22 protein-coding genes are annotated in these 17868 nt (G+C 69.1%); 4 read left to right on the plus strand and 18 right to left on the minus strand.

Annotated elements, in window-relative coordinates; all coding sequences use genetic code 11:
• The first annotated feature begins 50 nt into the window (after window positions 1-50).
• Entirely contained in the window at window positions 51-2429 is a 2379-nt protein-coding gene (locus tag KXS11_RS12770) for an HAD-IC family P-type ATPase (protein ID WP_437385969.1), read from the plus strand.
• Here the strand turns inward: KXS11_RS12770 and KXS11_RS12775 are convergent.
• The 11 genes from KXS11_RS12775 to KXS11_RS12825 form a co-directional block, all read right to left on the minus strand.
• Window positions 2411-2824: a hypothetical protein gene (locus tag KXS11_RS12775; RefSeq protein WP_437385970.1), complete on the minus strand. Its 414-nt coding sequence runs from the start codon at window positions 2822-2824 to the stop codon at window positions 2411-2413. The genes KXS11_RS12770 and KXS11_RS12775 overlap by 19 nt on opposite strands.
• Before the next feature lie 100 nt (window positions 2825-2924).
• On the minus strand, window positions 2925-3338 hold the full coding sequence (locus KXS11_RS12780) for a hypothetical protein (protein ID WP_437385971.1): 414 nt from the start codon (window positions 3336-3338) through the stop codon (window positions 2925-2927).
• Between the two features lie 13 nt (window positions 3339-3351).
• On the minus strand, window positions 3352-3996 hold the full coding sequence (locus KXS11_RS12785; protein WP_437385972.1) for an Asp23/Gls24 family envelope stress response protein: 645 nt from the start codon (window positions 3994-3996) through the stop codon (window positions 3352-3354).
• Window positions 3997-4081: 85 nt separating this feature from the next.
• Complete coding sequence (locus KXS11_RS12790; protein ID WP_437385973.1) at window positions 4082-4684, minus strand: hypothetical protein; 603 nt, start codon at window positions 4682-4684, stop codon at window positions 4082-4084.
• A complete protein-coding gene (locus KXS11_RS12795; RefSeq protein ID WP_437385974.1) occupies window positions 4684-5259 on the minus strand; it encodes a hypothetical protein in 576 nt (191 codons plus the stop codon). Before KXS11_RS12795 ends, KXS11_RS12790 begins: the two co-directional genes overlap by 1 nt.
• Window positions 5256-5609, minus strand: coding sequence for a hypothetical protein (locus tag KXS11_RS12800; protein ID WP_437385975.1), 354 nt, complete (start codon window positions 5607-5609; stop codon window positions 5256-5258). Before KXS11_RS12800 ends, KXS11_RS12795 begins: the two co-directional genes overlap by 4 nt.
• A complete protein-coding gene (locus KXS11_RS12805) occupies window positions 5606-5794 on the minus strand; it encodes a DUF2273 domain-containing protein (RefSeq protein ID WP_437385976.1) in 189 nt (62 codons plus the stop codon). Before KXS11_RS12805 ends, KXS11_RS12800 begins: the two co-directional genes overlap by 4 nt.
• Window positions 5791-6213: an Asp23/Gls24 family envelope stress response protein gene (locus KXS11_RS12810; protein WP_437385977.1), complete on the minus strand. Its 423-nt coding sequence runs from the start codon at window positions 6211-6213 to the stop codon at window positions 5791-5793. The genes KXS11_RS12805 and KXS11_RS12810 overlap by 4 nt, the downstream gene beginning before the upstream one ends.
• 175 nt (window positions 6214-6388) lie before the next feature.
• A complete protein-coding gene (locus KXS11_RS12815) occupies window positions 6389-7417 on the minus strand; it encodes a helix-turn-helix transcriptional regulator (protein WP_437385978.1) in 1029 nt (342 codons plus the stop codon).
• Window positions 7418-7672: 255 nt separating this feature from the next.
• A complete protein-coding gene (locus KXS11_RS12820; RefSeq protein WP_437385979.1) occupies window positions 7673-7846 on the minus strand; it encodes a CsbD family protein in 174 nt (57 codons plus the stop codon).
• Between the two features lie 237 nt (window positions 7847-8083).
• Entirely contained in the window at window positions 8084-8530 is a 447-nt protein-coding gene (locus tag KXS11_RS12825; protein WP_437385980.1) for an Hsp20/alpha crystallin family protein, read from the minus strand.
• Window positions 8531-8674: 144 nt separating this feature from the next.
• On the opposite strand from KXS11_RS12825, the gene KXS11_RS12830 reads away from it, so the two are divergent.
• The gene (locus tag KXS11_RS12830; RefSeq protein ID WP_437385981.1) at window positions 8675-8968 is read left to right on the plus strand and encodes a MerR family transcriptional regulator; all 294 of its coding nucleotides are present in this window, start codon (window positions 8675-8677) and stop codon (window positions 8966-8968) included.
• 17 nt (window positions 8969-8985) lie between these two features.
• Here the strand turns inward: KXS11_RS12830 and KXS11_RS12835 are convergent, their stop codons facing one another.
• From KXS11_RS12835 to KXS11_RS12855, 5 genes are all read right to left on the minus strand, one after another.
• Complete coding sequence (locus tag KXS11_RS12835; protein ID WP_437385982.1) at window positions 8986-10545, minus strand: carboxylesterase/lipase family protein; 1560 nt, start codon at window positions 10543-10545, stop codon at window positions 8986-8988.
• Complete coding sequence (locus tag KXS11_RS12840; RefSeq protein ID WP_437385983.1) at window positions 10542-11219, minus strand: GAP family protein; 678 nt, start codon at window positions 11217-11219, stop codon at window positions 10542-10544. Before KXS11_RS12840 ends, KXS11_RS12835 begins: the two co-directional genes overlap by 4 nt.
• Before the next feature lie 73 nt (window positions 11220-11292).
• A complete protein-coding gene (locus KXS11_RS12845; protein WP_437385984.1) occupies window positions 11293-13026 on the minus strand; it encodes a hypothetical protein in 1734 nt (577 codons plus the stop codon).
• Complete coding sequence (locus KXS11_RS12850) at window positions 13023-13670, minus strand: response regulator (protein ID WP_437385985.1); 648 nt, start codon at window positions 13668-13670, stop codon at window positions 13023-13025. The genes KXS11_RS12845 and KXS11_RS12850 overlap by 4 nt, the downstream gene beginning before the upstream one ends.
• 97 nt (window positions 13671-13767) lie before the next feature.
• Window positions 13768-14103, minus strand: a complete 336-nt coding sequence (locus tag KXS11_RS12855; protein WP_437385986.1) for a carboxymuconolactone decarboxylase family protein — start codon at window positions 14101-14103, stop codon at window positions 13768-13770.
• Window positions 14104-14240: 137 nt separating this feature from the next.
• On the opposite strand from KXS11_RS12855, the gene KXS11_RS12860 reads away from it, so the two are divergent.
• Entirely contained in the window at window positions 14241-15140 is a 900-nt protein-coding gene (locus tag KXS11_RS12860; protein ID WP_437385987.1) for a helix-turn-helix transcriptional regulator, read from the plus strand.
• Between the two features lie 4 nt (window positions 15141-15144).
• The gene (locus tag KXS11_RS12865; protein WP_437385988.1) at window positions 15145-16113 is read left to right on the plus strand and encodes an aldo/keto reductase; all 969 of its coding nucleotides are present in this window, start codon (window positions 15145-15147) and stop codon (window positions 16111-16113) included.
• Window positions 16114-16134: 21 nt separating this feature from the next.
• Here KXS11_RS12865 and KXS11_RS12870 read toward each other — a convergent pair whose 3' ends face one another.
• Together KXS11_RS12870 and KXS11_RS12875 are read right to left on the minus strand one after the other, a co-directional pair.
• Entirely contained in the window at window positions 16135-16899 is a 765-nt protein-coding gene (locus tag KXS11_RS12870; protein WP_437385989.1) for an SDR family NAD(P)-dependent oxidoreductase, read from the minus strand.
• Window positions 16899-17789 (minus strand): helix-turn-helix transcriptional regulator, encoded by an 891-nt coding sequence (locus tag KXS11_RS12875; protein WP_437385990.1) that lies wholly within the window; start codon window positions 17787-17789, stop codon window positions 16899-16901. Before KXS11_RS12875 ends, KXS11_RS12870 begins: the two co-directional genes overlap by 1 nt.
• Window positions 17790-17868: the final 79 nt, after the last annotated feature.

Below are 17868 nucleotides of genomic sequence, written 5' to 3' on the forward strand. Positions count from 1 at the left end.
CGCAAGGTGCGGCAGCGGGGCAAGCCGACGGGCGGGGAGAGGGGGAACCGTTGCACGAGGGTCTGAGTGCGGCCGAGGTCGCTGAGCGTGTTGCGACGGGCCGGACGAACGCGTTCACCCAGGCGACGAGCCGGAGCGTGTGGAGCATCGTCCGCGCGAACGTGCTCACCCTGTTCAACGGCATCATCCTCGTCTGCTTCCTCGTGCTGCTCGCGATCGGCCGGTGGCAGGACGCGCTCTTCGGATTCAGCGCGCTCGCGAACGCCGTCATCGGCAGCGTCCAGGAGTTCCGGGCGAAACGATCCCTCGACAGGCTCGCGTTGCTCAACTCGCCGAATGCCCGAGTGCTCCGAGACGGCACGGAGGCGGAGATCGCCGTCGGAGACGTCGTCCTCGACGACCTCATCGTGATCCGGGCCGGCGACCAGGTGCCCGCCGATGCCGTCGTGGTCGAGACGCACGGTCTGCAGGTCGACGAGTCGATGCTCACCGGTGAATCGGACCCCGTCGAGAAGTCGGCCGACGACCGCGTCCTGTCCGGTTCCACGGTCGTCGCCGGCGAAGGCCGTGCTGTCGTCGACCGGGTCGGAGCCGACTCGTTCGCGAACTCCCTGGCCGCCGAGGCGAAGCGCTTCTCCCTCATCGCCTCAGAGCTCAGGACATCGATCAACCGTGTCTTGAAGTGGGTGACGTGGATCGTCGGCCCCGTCGCCCTCCTCGTCCTGAACGCGCAGATGACGGCGGTCGGCGGGTGGGCGGATGCGACGTCGAACGGGGCCTGGCGCGATGCGGCGACCGCCACCATCGCCGCGATCGTGGCGATGGTGCCACTCGGGCTGGTGCTGATGACGAGCATCTCGTTCGCCGCGGGGGCGGTGAAGCTCGCGCGCAAGCAGGTGCTCGTCCAGGAGTTGCCGGCGGTGGAGGCGCTCGCGCGGGTCGACATCATCTGTCTCGACAAGACCGGGACGCTCACGCAGGGCGACATCGTGTTCGACGCCGCTCATCCGCTCCACGAACAGCCCGGCTGGGAGCAGGTCCTCGCCTGGTACGGCGTGCAGACCGATGCGAACGCCACCGCCAGGAGCCTCGCCACCCGGTTCACGGATCGACCCTCTGCCGACCCGGTCGGCCGCGTCGCGTTCTCCTCCGCGCGCAAGTGGAGCGCGGTCGTCTTCCCCGATGGCATGTGGATCCTCGGCGGCCCCGAGATGGTCTTCCCCGCGACAGGCGACGACCCCGCTCGACGCGCGCTCGCCGCGGAGGCGGAACGACTCGCGGCGACCGGGCGACGGACGCTCGTCCTCGCCTTCGGCACACCGACCGACGATGAGACCGTCCCCGACGACGCCGTACCGGTCGCCCTGCTGACCTTCCGGGAGAGCATCCGCCCCGATGCGGCCGAGACGCTGTCCTACTTCGCCGCGCAGGAGGTCGCGGTGCGGATCATCTCCGGCGACAACCCGCAGACGGTCGCAGCAATCGCCCGGGATGTCGGACTCGACGCACCCGACGGGTTCGACGCGCGGAACCTTCCGGACGACGACGACGCCCTGCTTCGGGTGCTCGACGAACATCTCGTGTTCGGGCGGGTGACCCCCGATCAGAAGCGACGGATCGTCGTCGTCCTCCGCGCTGCCGGACACACGGTGGCGATGACCGGTGACGGGGTGAACGACGCCCTGGCCATCAAGGAGGCCGACATCGGCATCGCGATGAACTCCGGTGCGGCGGCGACGAAGGCTGTCGCCCGGCTCATCCTCCTGGACGGCCGCTTCTCGCACCTGCCGTCGGTGGTCGCGGAAGGCCGCCAGGTCATCGCCAACATCGAACGCGTCTCGATGCTCTTCCTCACCAAGACCGCCTACGCGACGTTCCTGGCCATCGTCTTCGGTATCCTCATGCTCCCCTTCCCGTTCCTCCCGCGGCAGCTGTCGATCTCGGACGGGCTGACGATCGGCCTTCCGGCGTTCTTCCTGGCACTCCTCCCGAACGCGCAGCGCTACATCCCCGGCTTCCTGAGGCGCTCCTTGAGCTTCGCCGTTCCGGCCGGCGTTGCGGTGACGCTCGGCATCACGGCCTATGCACGCCTCGCTGAGGGCATGCAGATCCCGCAGGCGGAGATCCGGACCGGGTCGACGCTCATCCTGACGATCATCGGCCTGTGGATCCTCGTCGTCCTCTCCCGGCCGGTGACCCGGTTCAAGGGCGCGGTCATCGGCGTCATGATGATCGGCCTCGTGCTCGTCTACACGGTGCCGATCGTTCGGGACTTCCTGCAGTTCGTCGACCCGTCGCTGCCGACCGCGCTCCTGGTGCTCGCCACCTCACTCGCGTCGATCGCACTCATCGAGATCGTCCGGTTCGCCCACCGGCGGATCGCCAAGCGGGATGAGGAGCGGGCGATCGCTCAGCGTGCGGCGAAGTAGCGACGCCCAGCACCGAGCCAGAGCGGCAGGAGCACGGCGGCCGCGACGATCGACTGGATCAGCACCGCCGACCAGTCGCCGTCGGCGGCGACGATCAGGTCTGCGAATGCCAGCGCGAGGGCCAGCAGCACGACCACCGACGCCGTCGTCCGAGAGAGCCTGCTGCCCCGCGCCACCCCGGAAGCGACGGCGATCATGAAGAGGCCGAACAGCACCATTCCGGCTCCGAACAGCGTCACCGTGAGGGCCAGACCTCCCGCCTGCACCTCGGTCGAGTAGCGCAGGAAGATCGAGACGATGCCGAGCATGATCTGCGCGAAACCGCCCAGATACAGCACGGCGACCGCAGCTGTCACCGCGAGAGGTCGGCGGCGAGGGGTGCCGCTCGCGTCCATGGTGTCCCCAGTCCAGGTCCGGAGGACCACTCCGTCGAATCGGCGGAGAGGTCGATGCCCGGGCCGCTCCCGAGCGTGGGAACACGATAGCGCGATGAGGCTACTGTGTCGTGACTCTGGCGATCAGGTCCTGGATGAACGGGATGATGTCCTGCGATTGGTCGACACCCGCGATGGCGACGGCGACGATCGGCCACAGGGAGACGAGCAGTGCTGAGACCACAGCGGCGACGGAGAGCACCCACGACACCGCGCCGTTGCGCGACCGGAAGCTGAGGAAGAGGAACAGCGAGGCGAGCACGTAGCCGATGAGCAGCGCGCCGGCGATGCTGCCGACGGGAACGTCCAGAACACCGACAGTGGCTCCGTCGGCTGCCCCGATCAACCCGAGGATCGGCAGCAGGACGCCCATGACGACCAGGAGGACGAAGAGCAATCCGGTCAGTGCAGCGGCCCACACGGCGCGAGGACGTGCGCGGTGGCCCGACGAGGTGGAACGACGGGGGAACGACATGGACGTCTCGCTTTCAGGGCTGTGATCCGGGCTGATCGGATCCGACGCTCGGCTCGGCGTCCTGCGCTGCCACGGAGGCGTCCGGTTCGGTCTGCTGCGGAGAGCTGTCCGTCGTGCCGGCCGCAGGGCTGTCGGAGCCGGCGTCGATGGCAGCAGCCGGGTCGGGCTCGGGCGGGTCGAACGGACCGTGCACGTCGCTCACGGTGACGTCGACCGCGATCCTGCCGCCAGGCTGGTCGTCCAGCGTGTGGCCGACCGCGGCGCGAACGGTGTCGGCGAGCTCGGTGACGTTGGCGGGGTACTCGGCCACGAGATCGACCTCCACGGAGGTGGTTGCTCCTTCGACGAGCACGCTGACTCCGGGCACGGCGGTGCGCCCGAGGAGGCGGGTCCGAGCGCTGTCGATGACGCGCGCGGGAGCTGAGCCGAGGCCGTGCACCCCCGGGATCGTCGACGCCGTCTCGGCGATGCGCTCTGCGAGGTGGTCCTGCTGCGAGGCACTCGATGGTCGCGCAATCGACTCGCCGTCGTGCGATTCGATCGTCCGCACCTCGTCGTCGTTCTGGTGAGCGGGTACCAGGGCGGTCGGGTGCTTCGCCCGCACGTCCGCCGGGGTGGGGATGTGGTGGTCGTCGGGGTGCTGGATGTCGTCGCTCATGTCTTCCTCCTCGCGCCGCGAGTGCGGTGCATCGATCCTGCGTGTTGTGGTGGAACGGGTGTCCGTCGTCGAGGGGTCGATCGATTCAGACGACCCGGTTGGTGCTCGCGAATCTCGTTCGCAGCCCGCTGACGATCTGGACCACCACGGGGGTCTCGGCGCCGAGGACGCCGTCCCATTCGGTGACCACAGCGTCGACGGCGCGGCGGATCCGCACCGGTGAGCTGCCCCGGCGGGCGTGCACCGTCAGTCGGAGCGTGCGCTGGCCACGGATGCGGAACCCGGTCACATCGACGGAGACCACGTCGGGATTGCGACCGACAGCCTCTTCGAGGACCCGTGCCGCGACGGTCACATCGAGCGTCACGCTGCCTCCGGTCGGGGTGTTGCGCGAGCGCTGAGCGCCGACCTGGAGGAGTGTGCCCGTGTGCCCGTGACCCTGACGGAGCACGAACCACAGCAGGAGGACGATGAGCAGCGCAGCCGCCACCGCTGCGACCCAGAGGATCCAGGGCTGTGCGGCGATGGTGTCCACCGTCGGGGTGACGGCGCGCTCCGCGTTGTCGCTCACCGTCTTCTGAACGTCGGGGAGGACGGCTCCGACGGACACCGCCGCTCCGGCCGCCAGGGCGATGAGTCCGACGACGAAGATGAACATGCGGTTGAGGAACCGATTGGTGGAATTCATCAGGCGATGACTCCATGTTCTGCGATGCGCACCTTGGCGCGGAGGGATGGTCGGTAGTCGTACGACGCGACCTCCGCGTCGACCGCTTGCTCGACCTCTCGACGCTGGAACGAGCGTCCACTCGTGGGGGTGACCTCGACGAGGGCGCTCCGTGCACCGACGCTGACGTTCACCTGTGAGGGGTCGACGTCAGCCGCGTGTGCGGCGACGCGGGCGAGCGACTGCGCGATCACCCGGTCGTCCACCACGGCCGCCGTGCGAGCGGATGCGCCTCCGCGACGACCCAGGCGCGCCGGGGTCAGCGAGAGCACGACGAGCACGAGGCCGACGATCGCCCCGATGACGCCGGCGCCCACGAGGAGTGGTGCGGGCGCGGTCGCAGCGGTCAGCACAGCGGTGACGATGTCCTCCGGTGCCGCCAGGAGCGGCAGCTGACCGATCGCCGCGAGCACCGACTCGGTCCCGAGCCACGCGAGGACGAGTGCCAGGAGGATCGCGAGCGTGATCGCGAGACCGGAGCGTGGTGAGTGCGTTTCGCGGCGCACCACACGCCGGTACAGGGACTGGGTGCTCATGACACCCTCCTTCGTTGCTCGAGCTTCGCGCCGGTGATGTGGAGGTCGACGTGCGCGATCGTCGACCCGGTCAACTGCAGGCATCGTTCCCGAATGGTCGTCTGGGCGCGAGCGAGTCGCTCCAGCAGTGTTCCCGAGGCGCCGTCGGCGGTGCCGAGCGGCGACACGTGGACCGGCGTGTTCGCGGTGACGGTCAGGGCCCCGCGGGCGTCGGAGAGCTCGACCGAGACCTCCGACGCCCGCACACCCAGCGCTTCCGCGGTGACAGCCGACACGATGCGACGCACGGCACGGGAGGTGATGGTGTTCCTCCCGTGCACGGCCTGCTCTGCCGTCACCGCCGCGCTCACGACGACCGCCGCCCGCGGAGGGCGTCGCCGACGCTCCGGAGGTCGAGCTTGCCGTCGAGCACTCGCCCGACGCCCCAGCCGACCAGCACGAACGCTGCAACGAGGATCATGCTCCAGAAGCCGAAGGCGACGGCTGCCAGCGCCAGCACGGCGCCGACGAGCATCCCACGGTCGGCGGCGCTCACTGGACGCGGCTCTCTTCTGCGTCGTGGTCGTCGTCGGACGGGATGTGGACGTCGGCGACGGTCACGTTGACCTCGGTGACCTCCATGCCGACGACGTTCGTGATGGCGTCGGTGACACTCGTGCGAACCTGGTCGGCGACAGCCTGGAGGTCGACGGGGTACTCGGCGACGATGACGATGTCGGCGGCGACCTGCTTCTCGCCGACCTCGACGGACACGCCCTGCCCGCGGTCCTGCGCGTTGATGGCGTTGCGGATGGCGCCGATCGCGCGGGCGGCCCCGCCACCGAGATCGTGCACGCCGCGCACCTCACGGGCGGCGATGCCGGCGACCTTCTCGACCACCCCGTCGGCGATGGTGGTCTTTCCGCCGGTCGAGGTGGGAACGGAACGGTTGGTCGTGTCAGTGGTGTTCGACATGGTGTTGCTCCTTCGATGGGTGTTCTCGGTGTCGCAGTTCGGGTGCCCGGCTGCGGTGGCCCGTGTGCCGGGCGACACTGATGAGACTGATCGACACGGCCGAACCTCACGGTCGCTCAGAGAACACGCAGGATTCGCTCGAAAAGGCTCACTATTCGGATATGTCCGTGCCGGATCAGTGCCGGAGCGTGTCGCTCGGCCGTTCGCCGAAGCGGTTGCGATAGCTCACGGAGAAGCGACCCAGGTGGGCGAACCGCCACGTCTTCGCCACGGCGGCGACGGTGGTCCGGCCCGGAGAGAGGTGGGTGAGAGCCCTCCTGGCCCGGTCGAGCCGGACATCGCGCAGGTACGCCGAGGGCGAGGTGTCCAGGACCCGGCTGAAATGCTGCTGCAGGGTCCTGGTGTGGAGTCCCGCCGCGCGGGCGGCATCAGCGGGCGTGATCGCCTCGTCAGCGTGATGGTGGAGGAACTCGAGCGCGGACCGGACACGCTGCATCGAGGGCTCTCGGAGCACTGTCGGAAGGTCGATCAGCTCCCAGGGGAAGAGGTTCAGGAGGGCGGCGGCGAGATCACGCTGTGCTCGCAACCGATCGAGCGGGGCGGTGCCGTCGTCGACGAGTGCACTCGTGGTGGCCGCGAGCGTCGTCCGCCACTGCAGGATCGCGTCGGCTGACGGGACCGCTGCGGTGTCGAACGACAGCAACCGGCCGTGGTCGCCACCGCGAAGCTCAGCGGCGAGCTCGCTGAGGAACGGCGCGGCGAAGCGCACGGAGTTCTGCCGGTGGGGGGAGAGATGGATCGCGTACGGTCGCTCGAACGGCATGAGGAACGGTGCGATCGGGAGCTCAGTGGTGCTCTCGCGCAGTTCGACACGTCCGTTTCCGGCCTGGAGCCAGGCTACGACGTAGTCGTCCAGCCGCGGGATGTCTGCGCGCAGATGGCCGGTCGTCTCCGCGGAGCGCAACACGACGCGGTCGTCCCCAACGGATCTCCAGCGGAACGAGAACGGTTCCTCGCCGCGGGTGACGACGAAGCGGCTTCCCGGATAGGTGTCCTCGTAGTGCTGGCGTGCGCTCTCCGGGTCGTTGCCAGCCGCGGACCTGCGGTGCAGCGGCACGGGCAGGCTGTCGAGCCCACCGGACGGGAGGCGGAGGTGTGCGGTGCGACCCGGTTCGGTCGCTGATGCTCGAAAGTGGTGGTGCATGGGTCGTCCTCGCGAGATGGAGATGTCGATGACACGTGGTGGGCCGTGTGCCGCACCGGTTTCCGTGTCACAGGCAGAGACGCGAGGAATGGACGAACTGTCACGGCTTCACGACGGATTCGTCGCCAACGCCCAGGTGGATTCACCCCAGAAGGCGGCACGCGATCGTCGGATGAGGCCCGCATGACCATCCCGGAACAGACGAGCGCCGGGCCCCATTTGCGGGGTCCGGCGCTCGGTTCGGTGTTGCTCGAATCAGTGCTTGAACGCGTCCTTGACGTTCTCGCCAGCCTGCTTCACGTCGGACTTGGCCTGGTCGGCCTTGCCTTCGGCGACGAGCTTGTCGTTGTCGGTCACGTGGCCGACGGCTTCCTTCGCCTTGCCGGCGAGGTCTTCAGCGGCGTTCTTGATCTTGTCTGCTGCGCTCATAGGGCTTCTCCTCACATCTCCTCCGACTGCCGGCCCCGGCTTGGCCGGAGAGGGCAGGGCGACCGATTGGACGCGGTTTCTTTGTACACCCGCCTCACCCCATCGGAGGGAGCCGTCAGCAGACTCCCAGACGATTGCTCGGGGCCGTGAAGCTCGCCCGAGGGTGAGTGCGGGGTGACCGAACGGCGCAGCGCCCGCACCGTGGGGAGTGCGGGCGCTGCGGGTTCGTGCACCGGGTCAGGCGCTGACCGCGTGCGTCGGTTCGGACACGGACCGTGCCGGGCTGTCGGTCGAGTCCACGCTGATCTTCCGCGGCTTCGCCCGCTCGCTCACCGGGATGATGACGGACAGCACACCGCTGTCGTAGGAGGCGCTGATGCCGTCGATGTCCACACCGTCACCCAGGGTGAACTGGCGGAGGAAGTGCCCGCCGCCGCGCTCCCGGGCAAGCCACCGAACGCCCTCGCGAGTGTCCGCGGTGCGCTGAGCACGAATGGTGAGCTGCCCGCCGTCGACGTCCACGTCGATCGAGCCGGGGTCGATACCCGGCAGATCGGCGAGCATCACGTAGCGGTCGCCGTCTCGGAACAGGTCCACGGGCATCGGCCGGGGTGTGCGAACGGAGTCCAGCACGGTCGCAGCGAAGCGGTCCAGCTGACTGATCGGGTCAAGTGTCATTGCCATGAGGGTTCTCCTTCCGTGTCGCCCGTTTCCACGGGCTCATCGATCGAATCATCCGTGAAGTGCGATTATCTGCACCTCGTGGTGTAGATTTGTTATACCTCAAGCGCAGGATCGGTTGCAAGTCGTTCGAAGGAGCCACCCAGGATGTCCGAACGTGATTCAGCGACGCCCGTCTACGGCATCGCCGTCGCGGCGCAACTCGCCGGCGTCCCGGAAGCGACGCTGCGGCTGTTCGAGAGCAAGGGTCTCCTGACGCCGTCACGCACCGAGGGCGGCACCCGGCGGTACAGCGAGGACGACCTCGACCGGCTGAAGCGTGTCACGGACCTCCGCGACGACGGGGTGAACATCGCAGGGATCGCTCGGGTGCTCGATCTCGAGGACGACAACCGGACGCTTCGGGATCAGCTCGGGGATCATCGCGGTGGCGCGGCCTGACGAGGTCCTGAACCCGCTCAGCGGAACGCGAGCACGGTGTCGCCCCAACCTTCGCGGAGCTCGCGGTCGAGGTCGGGCACCGACCGATCGGTCTCGTCGATGACGAGGGTGCTGCGCTCGGACCGGTCGTAGGCGCCCCAGATCGCTGCACCGTTGACGTCCGGTGCGTCTCCCCGCGCGAACGCTGTCCACCGGGCGAGCATGCGCCGCGAGACCGCGCTGCCGCGACGTCGCCCACCGAGCATGAACGTCGGGTCCTTCGGCGTGGCGTCGAGGTTGCCCCACACGTACGGGAGTTCCGTCGCGTGGGTGGCGCCGATGCCGAGCAGGCGCAGCATCGGCGTGGTGAAGTCGAAGCGGTACAGCCACACGGGTGCGACCGCGCTGTGCCCTTCGGCCAACCAGACGGTCGGCATGCGGAAGCCGATGTCCCGCGCGATGCCGAGTCCGACGGCCCGGTGCCGCGCATGTTCGTACACGGAGAGCACCTGCGCCCTGCTGGGGAGTTCGGTGCCCTCGTATTCGGCCGCCATCGCATCGAACATCGCGTCGATGGTGGGCGCGGTGATGGGCATGAGCGGCGACTTCATGTACTTGAACAGCGTCGCTTCGTCCCGGTTCGTCCCGATCATCAGTGGGACCGGGATGCCGCGCCCCTGCTGGAGGACGGTGAGGGGGTGTTCGGGGATCAGGTCGCCGTCGACGACGGGTGCGAAGGGGAGCACGCCGGGCGACTCCGCCGGCACCGCCGCATAGACGGCCATGCTCGCCTCGACGATCCGGTCGGCAGTGCACTGCCGTGCTTGGTCGATCGTGTCCACACCGACCTCGTCGAAGAAGCGCTGGGCGACGGATCTCGCCCGCTCGGTGCCGTAGACGGACGTCGCGGGAGAGCTCTGCACGATCGCGCGGGCGAACAGACCACGCGCCGACGGGACCGCGAGCAGCGTCGACACGATGCCACCGCCGGCCGACTCGCCGAAGACGGTGACCCGGGCGGGGTCCCCGCCGAAGGCCGCGATGTTCGCCTGCACCCACTCGAGGGCGAGCAGGACGTCGCGGATCGCGAGATTGCTGTCCGCCTCGTCGGCGGCGCCGGCCAGGCTGGTGAGGTCGAGGAAGCCGAAGCCGCCGAGGCGGTAGTTGACGGTGACGAGGACGACCCCGCCATCCTGCACGAGGTGTCGACCGTCGAAGAGCGGTTGGCTGGACGAGCCGAAGGTGTACGCGCCACCATGCACCCACACCATGACCGGCCGCGCCTCTGCTGCACGATCATCGTCGGCAGCCCAGACGTTGAGCGACAGGCAGTCCTCGTCCATCACGGCGTCGGGGCCGAGCGGCACCGCGGGGTTCGGGCGCTGCGGGCAGGCGGGCCCGAACGCGGTCGCGTCGAGGATCCCGGTGTGCGCGCCCACCGCGACCGGTGCGCGCCAGCGAAGCCCACCGACGGGTGCCTGCGCGTAGCGGATGCCGCGCCAGGAGATGACGCCCTCGCCACCATGGCCGGCGTAGTCGCCGAGGGGCGTGTGTGCGATGCGACGGTCCTGATCGTCCATGAAGATGCCTCCGGTCATGTGAGCTGGTGGATGAGGTGCGAGCCTTCGACGGCGGCGAGGATCGCGAACAGGACCGTCATGATGACCGCGTTGTGGCGGATCATCTCGGTCTTCAGACGGACGAGTCCGGCGGAGACGGCTGGGGAACCGCTCGCTGCGAGGGCGGTCGGGAGCAGCACCCCGAAGGCTGCGACCACGGCGAACAGCAGGCTCAGGAGGATGACCGTGAGCACGGGGAGGTCCTGGGCGCCGATCAGCGATCCCGCCTTCAGCTCGATCGGGATGTTCTTCGTGTTCGTCGCGGCCATCAGCGCCCCCAGCCCCGCAGCTTTCGCCGGAGTCAGCGAGTCAACGGCGGCGAGCCAGCTCGGGGTCACCGGTTCGGCACCGGCGCGGGGTCGGCTGCGCCAGCTGAGCCAGGCGAGCACGAGGAACCCGACGAGCAGGACGGAGGTGAGGACGAGGACGACGGTGTCGTCACCGTCCGAGTGCCCGGCACCGGCACCCGTCGTGGTCAGCGCGGCGATCACGGTGACGGCGAAGCCGACGGCGGTCGTCGTCGCCGCGAAGCCCACACCGTTCGCTCGACCCCGGGGCGAGAGCAGGATCGCCACGATCGCGACGATCGGCAGCGGGCTGATGATGCTCCCGACCGCCAGCGGCAGGAGTTGGCCCAGGTCGCCAGCGTGCATGAGTCCTCTTCCTCGATCCGAACGCTGGAACGGTATCTCCCCCGGACGGGGCACACGGGGAAGGGTTCGGAGATTACGACTCGACCGACGCCTGGAGGTCGAACGAGACGGTCAGCCGCACCGTCTCGCCGTGCTGGCGCAGATCGACGGATTCGACCCGGGCCCGGAGTGCGCGGAGCCCGATGCCGTCGCCGGTGATCGAGGCGATCCCGCCCGACGACTCGACCGTCAGCCGGATGCGACCATCGGTGGCGGTAAGCATGATGTCGGCCGCTCGTTCGGTGCTGTGTCGCAGGATGTTCGTCAGCGATTCTGACATCGCGTCGACGAGCGGCTGCAGGATCTCAGGCCGCCGGTCGGCGAGCTCCCAGATGCCGTCGTCGGCCTGGTACCGGATGGCGATGACGCGCCCCCAGCCGTCGAGCAGCGAGCGGACCGTGGCCTCCGCGGTGACCGGCTGGAGCGCGCGGGGAGCATCGAGTGCTTCGACGACCCGCCGCGCGTCGGTCACCGCCGCTTCCCAGACCAGGTCTCCTTCGCCACGTTCGAGCCGGGCCGCTGCGACCAGGCAGATGGATTGGACCTCGCCGTGCAGTTCCTGCGCGGCGTCGAGCAGCCGCTGATCAGCGCGCCGTCGACCATCGTGCTCGTCGGCCCGGTAGGTGCGGATCCGGTCGGAGAGCATCGACTCCTGCGCTCTCAGTTCGGCCGTGAGACTGGCGACCGCAGCGCACATGACCCCCAGCACCGCGTACAGCACCGGTGCTGTGGGAAGGAGCGCGACGGAGCCGACGATCGGCGTCGTGACCGCGAGGATCGCCGCGCCGGTCGCACCCGTCCCGGCGACGACCGCGACCGCCGACCATCGTCGATCGCTGACGCGGGCCACCGTCCGGGCCAGGAGCACTTCACCCAGGGAGCCGGTGACGCCGGCGGCCAGTGCGGCGAGGAGCGCCACGGGGATCGGCAGTCGCGCGAACACGAACGGCATGAGCAGGAGCGTGTACAACCCGATCGGCACGCCGACGGTCGCGGGCACGATGCGCAGCTCCCGCCGCTCGGGCGGGCGGGCGCCCTGCGGTTCCTGGTCGAGCGCGCGCTCCAAGGCATCCGACTCCCGCAGCTCGAAGACGCGACTGCTGCTCGGCCGGACCACGGTCAGGGCGAACTCGCGCAACGCCTGGGCTCGGTCCGGCGCGGGCAGCCCTGCTCCCCGTTGTTCCAGGGCACGCAGCTGCACGAGGAGGAGTCGACGGGTGGAACCGAGCATCCGTCCGGCCTCGGCGACGAGCCGCTCACCGTGCGTCCGGTCCGCCTCCAACCATGCGGCGACGACGCCGAGCTGGGACACGGTCCGGCTGCGACGCCGCAACGAGTCCACGAGGATCGCGACCATCGTCGTGGCGACCACGACCGCGAGGACGTTCGTCGCGAGGCGGATGGACATCGGCACCGGGAACGCCGGCAGGCCCGCCTGCTGGGTGAACCAGCTGATGAGCAACGGTCGCATCGTCCCGATCAGCAGCAGCGCGACGATGACGATCGCGAGCCGGATGCGGTGCGAGGCCGTCGCCAGTTCCGCCCATGCCGCCGCGAGCCCGATCAGGCCGCAGACCACGTGGACACCCGCCGCGACGCCGATCCCGCCGAGACGTTCCGTCGTTGTGGACGCCGCATCGTGTCCGCCGAGCAGGGTCAGCGCGAACGGTGCCGTCAACAGCCAGCTCCAGCGGGTGAAGAACGCCCCTCCGGTGAATGCGGCGCTCCACGCCCGCCTCCACCTCCGTCCGGGGCCTGGCAGCTTCATTCTGCGGGAGGGTGGCCGAAGAGGCGGCTGTACCGGTTCGCGGCGGCGACCCTCGGGTTGATCGCGCTCACGTGGGAGACCCCGAGGGTGTCGAACACCCGACTGATGCTGCGCTCCACGGCCCGGACGCTGGCGCCACTGCGCTCCGCGATCTCCAGATTCGACAGACCGGCGGCGATCAGGGACAGGATGCGCCGCTGATGCGGGGTCAGGCGGGCGATGAGCTCGTCCTCCGGCGCCTCCATGGGCAGCGTGGCCGTCCCCGGCCGGACCGATGCGTCGATCGCGGCGATGAGTTCGCTCGAGTCGGTGAGGGTGAGTTTGTCGACCGTGACAGCATCGGTGACGGTTCGACCTGGGCCACTGCGTGCTGCGCGGGTGAAGCTGGTGAGGAACACGACGCCGAGATGCGGCGCGAGCGACCGGGCGATCATCGCGAGCTCGACACCGTCCGGACGCGAGCCCAGTTCGATGTCGGTCACGAGGACGTCCGGATCGAATCCGTCGAGGCGATCGAGGGCATCGGCGGCGCTCGAGACGGTGACCACTTCGAAGCCGGCGTTCGTCAGCAGTTCGCCGACCAGCACGCTCATGATCCGCTGATCCTCGACGAACAGCACTCGTCGCTTCCACCGCTCAGGCACGTTCACAGGGTAGGGGACGCGCGGCTGCTCCGAGCGATCCGAACCGCCGGTCGGGCGGGGACACCGCCCTCCCGACGGTGCTGCGTCCGACGGGGGTTCAGGCTTCGGATGCGAAGACGTTCTTGGCGACGCTCATCGCACTCATCCCGTTCGGCCAACCGGTGTAGAACGCGAGGTGCAGGATCGCCTCTTTCAGTTCGACCTCGGTGACGCCGTTCTGCAGCGCGTGGTCGAGGTGGAAGGTCAGCTGATCGGTCTTGCCCATCGCCGTGAGCGCGGCGACGGTGATGAGGCTGCGGTCGCGCCGTCCGAGGTCCGGGCGTTCCCAGACCTCGTCGAACAGCACCGCATCGGTGTAGTGCGCCAGGGCCGGCGCGAAGTCGCCGAAGGTTCGCTTGCCGCCGGTCCAGCGGGTCGCTGCGTCCTCGCTCATGATGGGTTCCTCTCGGGGTGGGTGAAGATGCCGGATGACTCCACCCAACCGCGTCGACGGCGAGCGGGGGAGGCACGGCCGGTGGGTGTCCTGTCAGGGCATCCCGCGCCGATCCGACAGCCCGTACGCTCGTCGTCATGGAAAACCGGAGCGAGGTACGTGAGTTCCTGACGAGCCGTCGAGCGAAGCTGACACCCGAGCAGGCGGGGATCGCTCCTGGGATGAATCGACGTGTTTCGGGACTTCGTCGCGGCGAGGTGGCGGCGCTCGCGGATGTGAGCATCGAGTACTACGCGCGAATCGAGCGCGGTGCACTGGCGGGCGTGTCCGAGGCGGTCCTGCACGCTGTCTCGCGGGCGCTGCACCTCGACGACGCCGAACGGGAGCACCTGTTCGATCTGGCCCGTGCGGCGAACGGGCAGGCAGCTCCAGTCCCGAGGCACAAGCCGAGGCAGTGGGCCGCCCGGCCGGGCCTGCAGCGGGCGTTGGACGCCGTCACCGCGGGCCCTGCTTTCGTCCGCAACGGTCGGATGGACCTGCTGGCGGTGAACCCGCTCGGGGCCGCATTCTATGACGAGGTCCTCGACGGCCCCGCGCGTCGGAACCTGGCCCGATACAACTTCCTGGACGAGCGGTCCAGATCGTTCTACCCAGACTGGGGGGCCGCATGCGACATCAGCGTGTCCATCCTGCGCACCGAAGCCGGTCGTGATCCCCGAGACAAGCAGCTGCACGACCTCATCGGCGAGCTCTCCACCCGGAGTGAGGATTTCCGTACGCGCTGGGGCGCACACGACGTGCGGCGCCATGGATCAGGAACGAAGCACTTCCACCACCACATCGTCGGTGCGTTGACGCTCTCCTACGAAGGTCTCGAACTCACGGCCGAGCCAGGGCTGTCGTTCCTCATCTACACGGCCGAATCCGGCTCGCCATCGGAGGAGCGGATCCAGCTGCTGGCCAACTGGGCCGCGACGAACCATCACGCATCGCCCGAACACCTCAGTGTTCGAGAACCGCTCAATCTGGAGGAGTAAGACCATGGAATACACCCGTCTTGGATCGTCGGGGCTCCGCGTGAGCCGACTCGCCCTCGGCTGCATGACCTACGGTGACCCGACGCGCGGCTTGCACAGCTGGACGCTCGACGAGGAGGCCTCTGCGCCGTTCTTCCGCCAGGCGGTCGAACTCGGCATCACCTTCTGGGACACCGCGAACGTGTACCAGCAGGGCAGCGGTGAGGAGTACGTCGGCCGCGCGATCGATCGCTTCAGTCGCCGCGAGGAGATCGTCCTGGCGACCAAGGTGTCGGGGAGGATGCACGACGGACCCGGCGGATCCGGGCTCTCTCGCGCAGCAATCCTCGAGCAGGTCGACGCTTCCCTGCGCCGACTGGGGACGGACTACATCGACGTGTACTACCTGCACCGGTTCGACCCCGAGACACCGGTCGAAGAGACGATGCAGGCCCTGGACGACGTGGTGCGTGCGGGCAAGGTCCGATACCTCGGCGCGTCGTCCATGTACGCCTGGCAGTTCGCGAAGCTGCAACGGGCTGCGGCCGTCAACGGCCTGGCCCAGTTCGTGGCCATGGAGAACCAGTACAACCTCCTGAAACGCGAGGAGGAGCGGGAGATGATCCCGTTGTGCGCGGACACCGGTGTGGGACTCACCCCGTACTCGCCGAACGGCAAGGGGCGTCTCGCTCGACCGCGCGGTGCAGACACGGAGCGCTCGCAGGTCGACCAGGTCGCCAAGGCGTTCGATGTCGACGCCGATGGTCCGATCATCGACGTCGTCGAGCACATCGCGCGCGAGCGCGGAGTGCCGATGGCGCAGGTCGCGCTCGCCTGGGTGCTCCACAACCCGGTCGTCGCCGCTCCCATCGTCGGTGCGACCAAGCCGAACCACCTCGCCGACGCCGTGGCCGCCCTCGACGTGCGACTGACGGCGGACGAGATCGAGCGCCTGGAGGCACCGTACGTCCCACAGCTCCCGTTCTGGTGGTGATCACGGGGGCCGCTGCGGCGTTCAGTCCTGTCGCGAAGGTTCGGACGCTGCCGAGCCCCGTCGCCCTTCGAGAAGGTCGACGCTCGTCCATTCGCTGAGTGCACGCAGGAGGGCCGTCTGGAACGCCCGGTCGTCGACCGCGGGATGAGATGCCTCGCGGCGCTGATGATGCCAGTAGCCCGAGGTGTCTGCAGCCCGCCCTTCCGCCAGCGCGACCTGCGTGCGGTGGCCGAGTTCCAGGTCGTCCGGAGCGCTCGGTCCTCCCATGCGTGTCGGCACCCACCCAGGATCGACCGCGTTGCTGAACACGCCGGGGCGGACCCGGGCGATCGCTGCCGCCAAGGTGGTGACGAGGAGCTTGCTGTCCGAGTAGCTCGCGGTGACCCTCGATCCCGACCAGTCGAGGCCGTCGATGGTCGGATGGCCGCCGCGGTGCATGCTGCTGCTGACGAAGACGAGCCGTGGTGCCGGGACCAGCGCGGACAGGAGGTACGGTGCGACGACGTTGACCGGAAGGATCGCCGGGCCGTCGATCACGCCCGCATTGTGGATGATGGCGTCCACGTCGCCCGCGCCGCTCACCTGTGCAGCGAGTGCATGGACGCCCGCGATGCTGGCGAGGTCCCCCGTGACCACGCTGGCACCCGGTCGGTGACGGACGGCCAGCCCATCGGAACGTTCGGCGTCGCGGACGTGCAGGAGCACCTCGTGACCGTCGTCGAGGAGCTCGGTCGCGGCGCCCAGTCCGAGCCCTGAAGCCGCTCCGGTGACGAGGATGCGCGCCATCAGTTCGCCTCCTGCTGCCCGGCACGCTCCGGCGCACGTTCGGACGCCGCCCAGTTCGCGAGGAGTTGCAGTCGATCCGCTGACGCAGACCCCGGTTCAGCGGTGTAGACGAGCACGACATGGCCGGGCTCGGCGGTGATCGCCAGCTCCTCGTACGCCAGGACGAGCTCGCCGACGACAGGGTGCACGAACCGTTTCGTGCCGGTGCCGTGCATCCGCACGTTGTGCGCGCCCCAGAGCGTGCGGAAGGTGTCGCTGCGGGTGGAGAGTTCCCCGACGAGGTCGTGCAGGGCCTTGTCATGCGGGTCCCGTCCGGCCTCGGCGCGCATGACCGCGACGCACATCTCGGCGAACAGGTCCCAATCGGGATAGAAGTCGCGTGACGCGGGGTCCAGGAACTGGAACCTGGCGAGGTTCGGGACGCGCCCGCCGTCGCCGATCACGGGTGAGTAGAAGGCGCGCCCGAGCTCGTTGGTCGCGAGGATCTCCTGATGGGTGTTGCGGACGAACGCGATGCCGCCGGTGATGGCGTCGAGCATCCAGTTGAGGCTCGGCCGGGTGGCAGGGTTCCTGCCAGCACGACGGCGGGGTCGACCCGAGAGGGGGACACCGTCGGCGGCCCGGGCGAGGTCGAAGAGGTGGGTGCGTTCGGCGTCGTCGAGTTGGAGGGCGCGGGCGATCGCGTCGAGCACCGTCGACGACGCTCCGCCGATCCCACCGCGCTCCAGTTTCGCGTAGTACTCGACGCTCATGTCGGCGAGCATCGCGACCTCGGAACGGCGGAGCCCCGCCACACGACGGTTCGCTCCGGCGGGGAGCCCTGCCTGTTCCGGGGTGAGTCGCGCCCGGCGGGTCATGAGGAACTCGCGTACCTCGGATCGGTCGTCCATGCGATCGACGATACGACCGTTCGGGCGACCCTGGGGTGCTCTCCCGGTACACCTCTCGACAGAGACTCCCGCGGGTACT

Source organism: Plantibacter flavus (assembly GCF_051487245.1).
Lineage (GTDB): Bacteria > Actinomycetota > Actinomycetes > Actinomycetales > Microbacteriaceae > Plantibacter > Plantibacter flavus_B.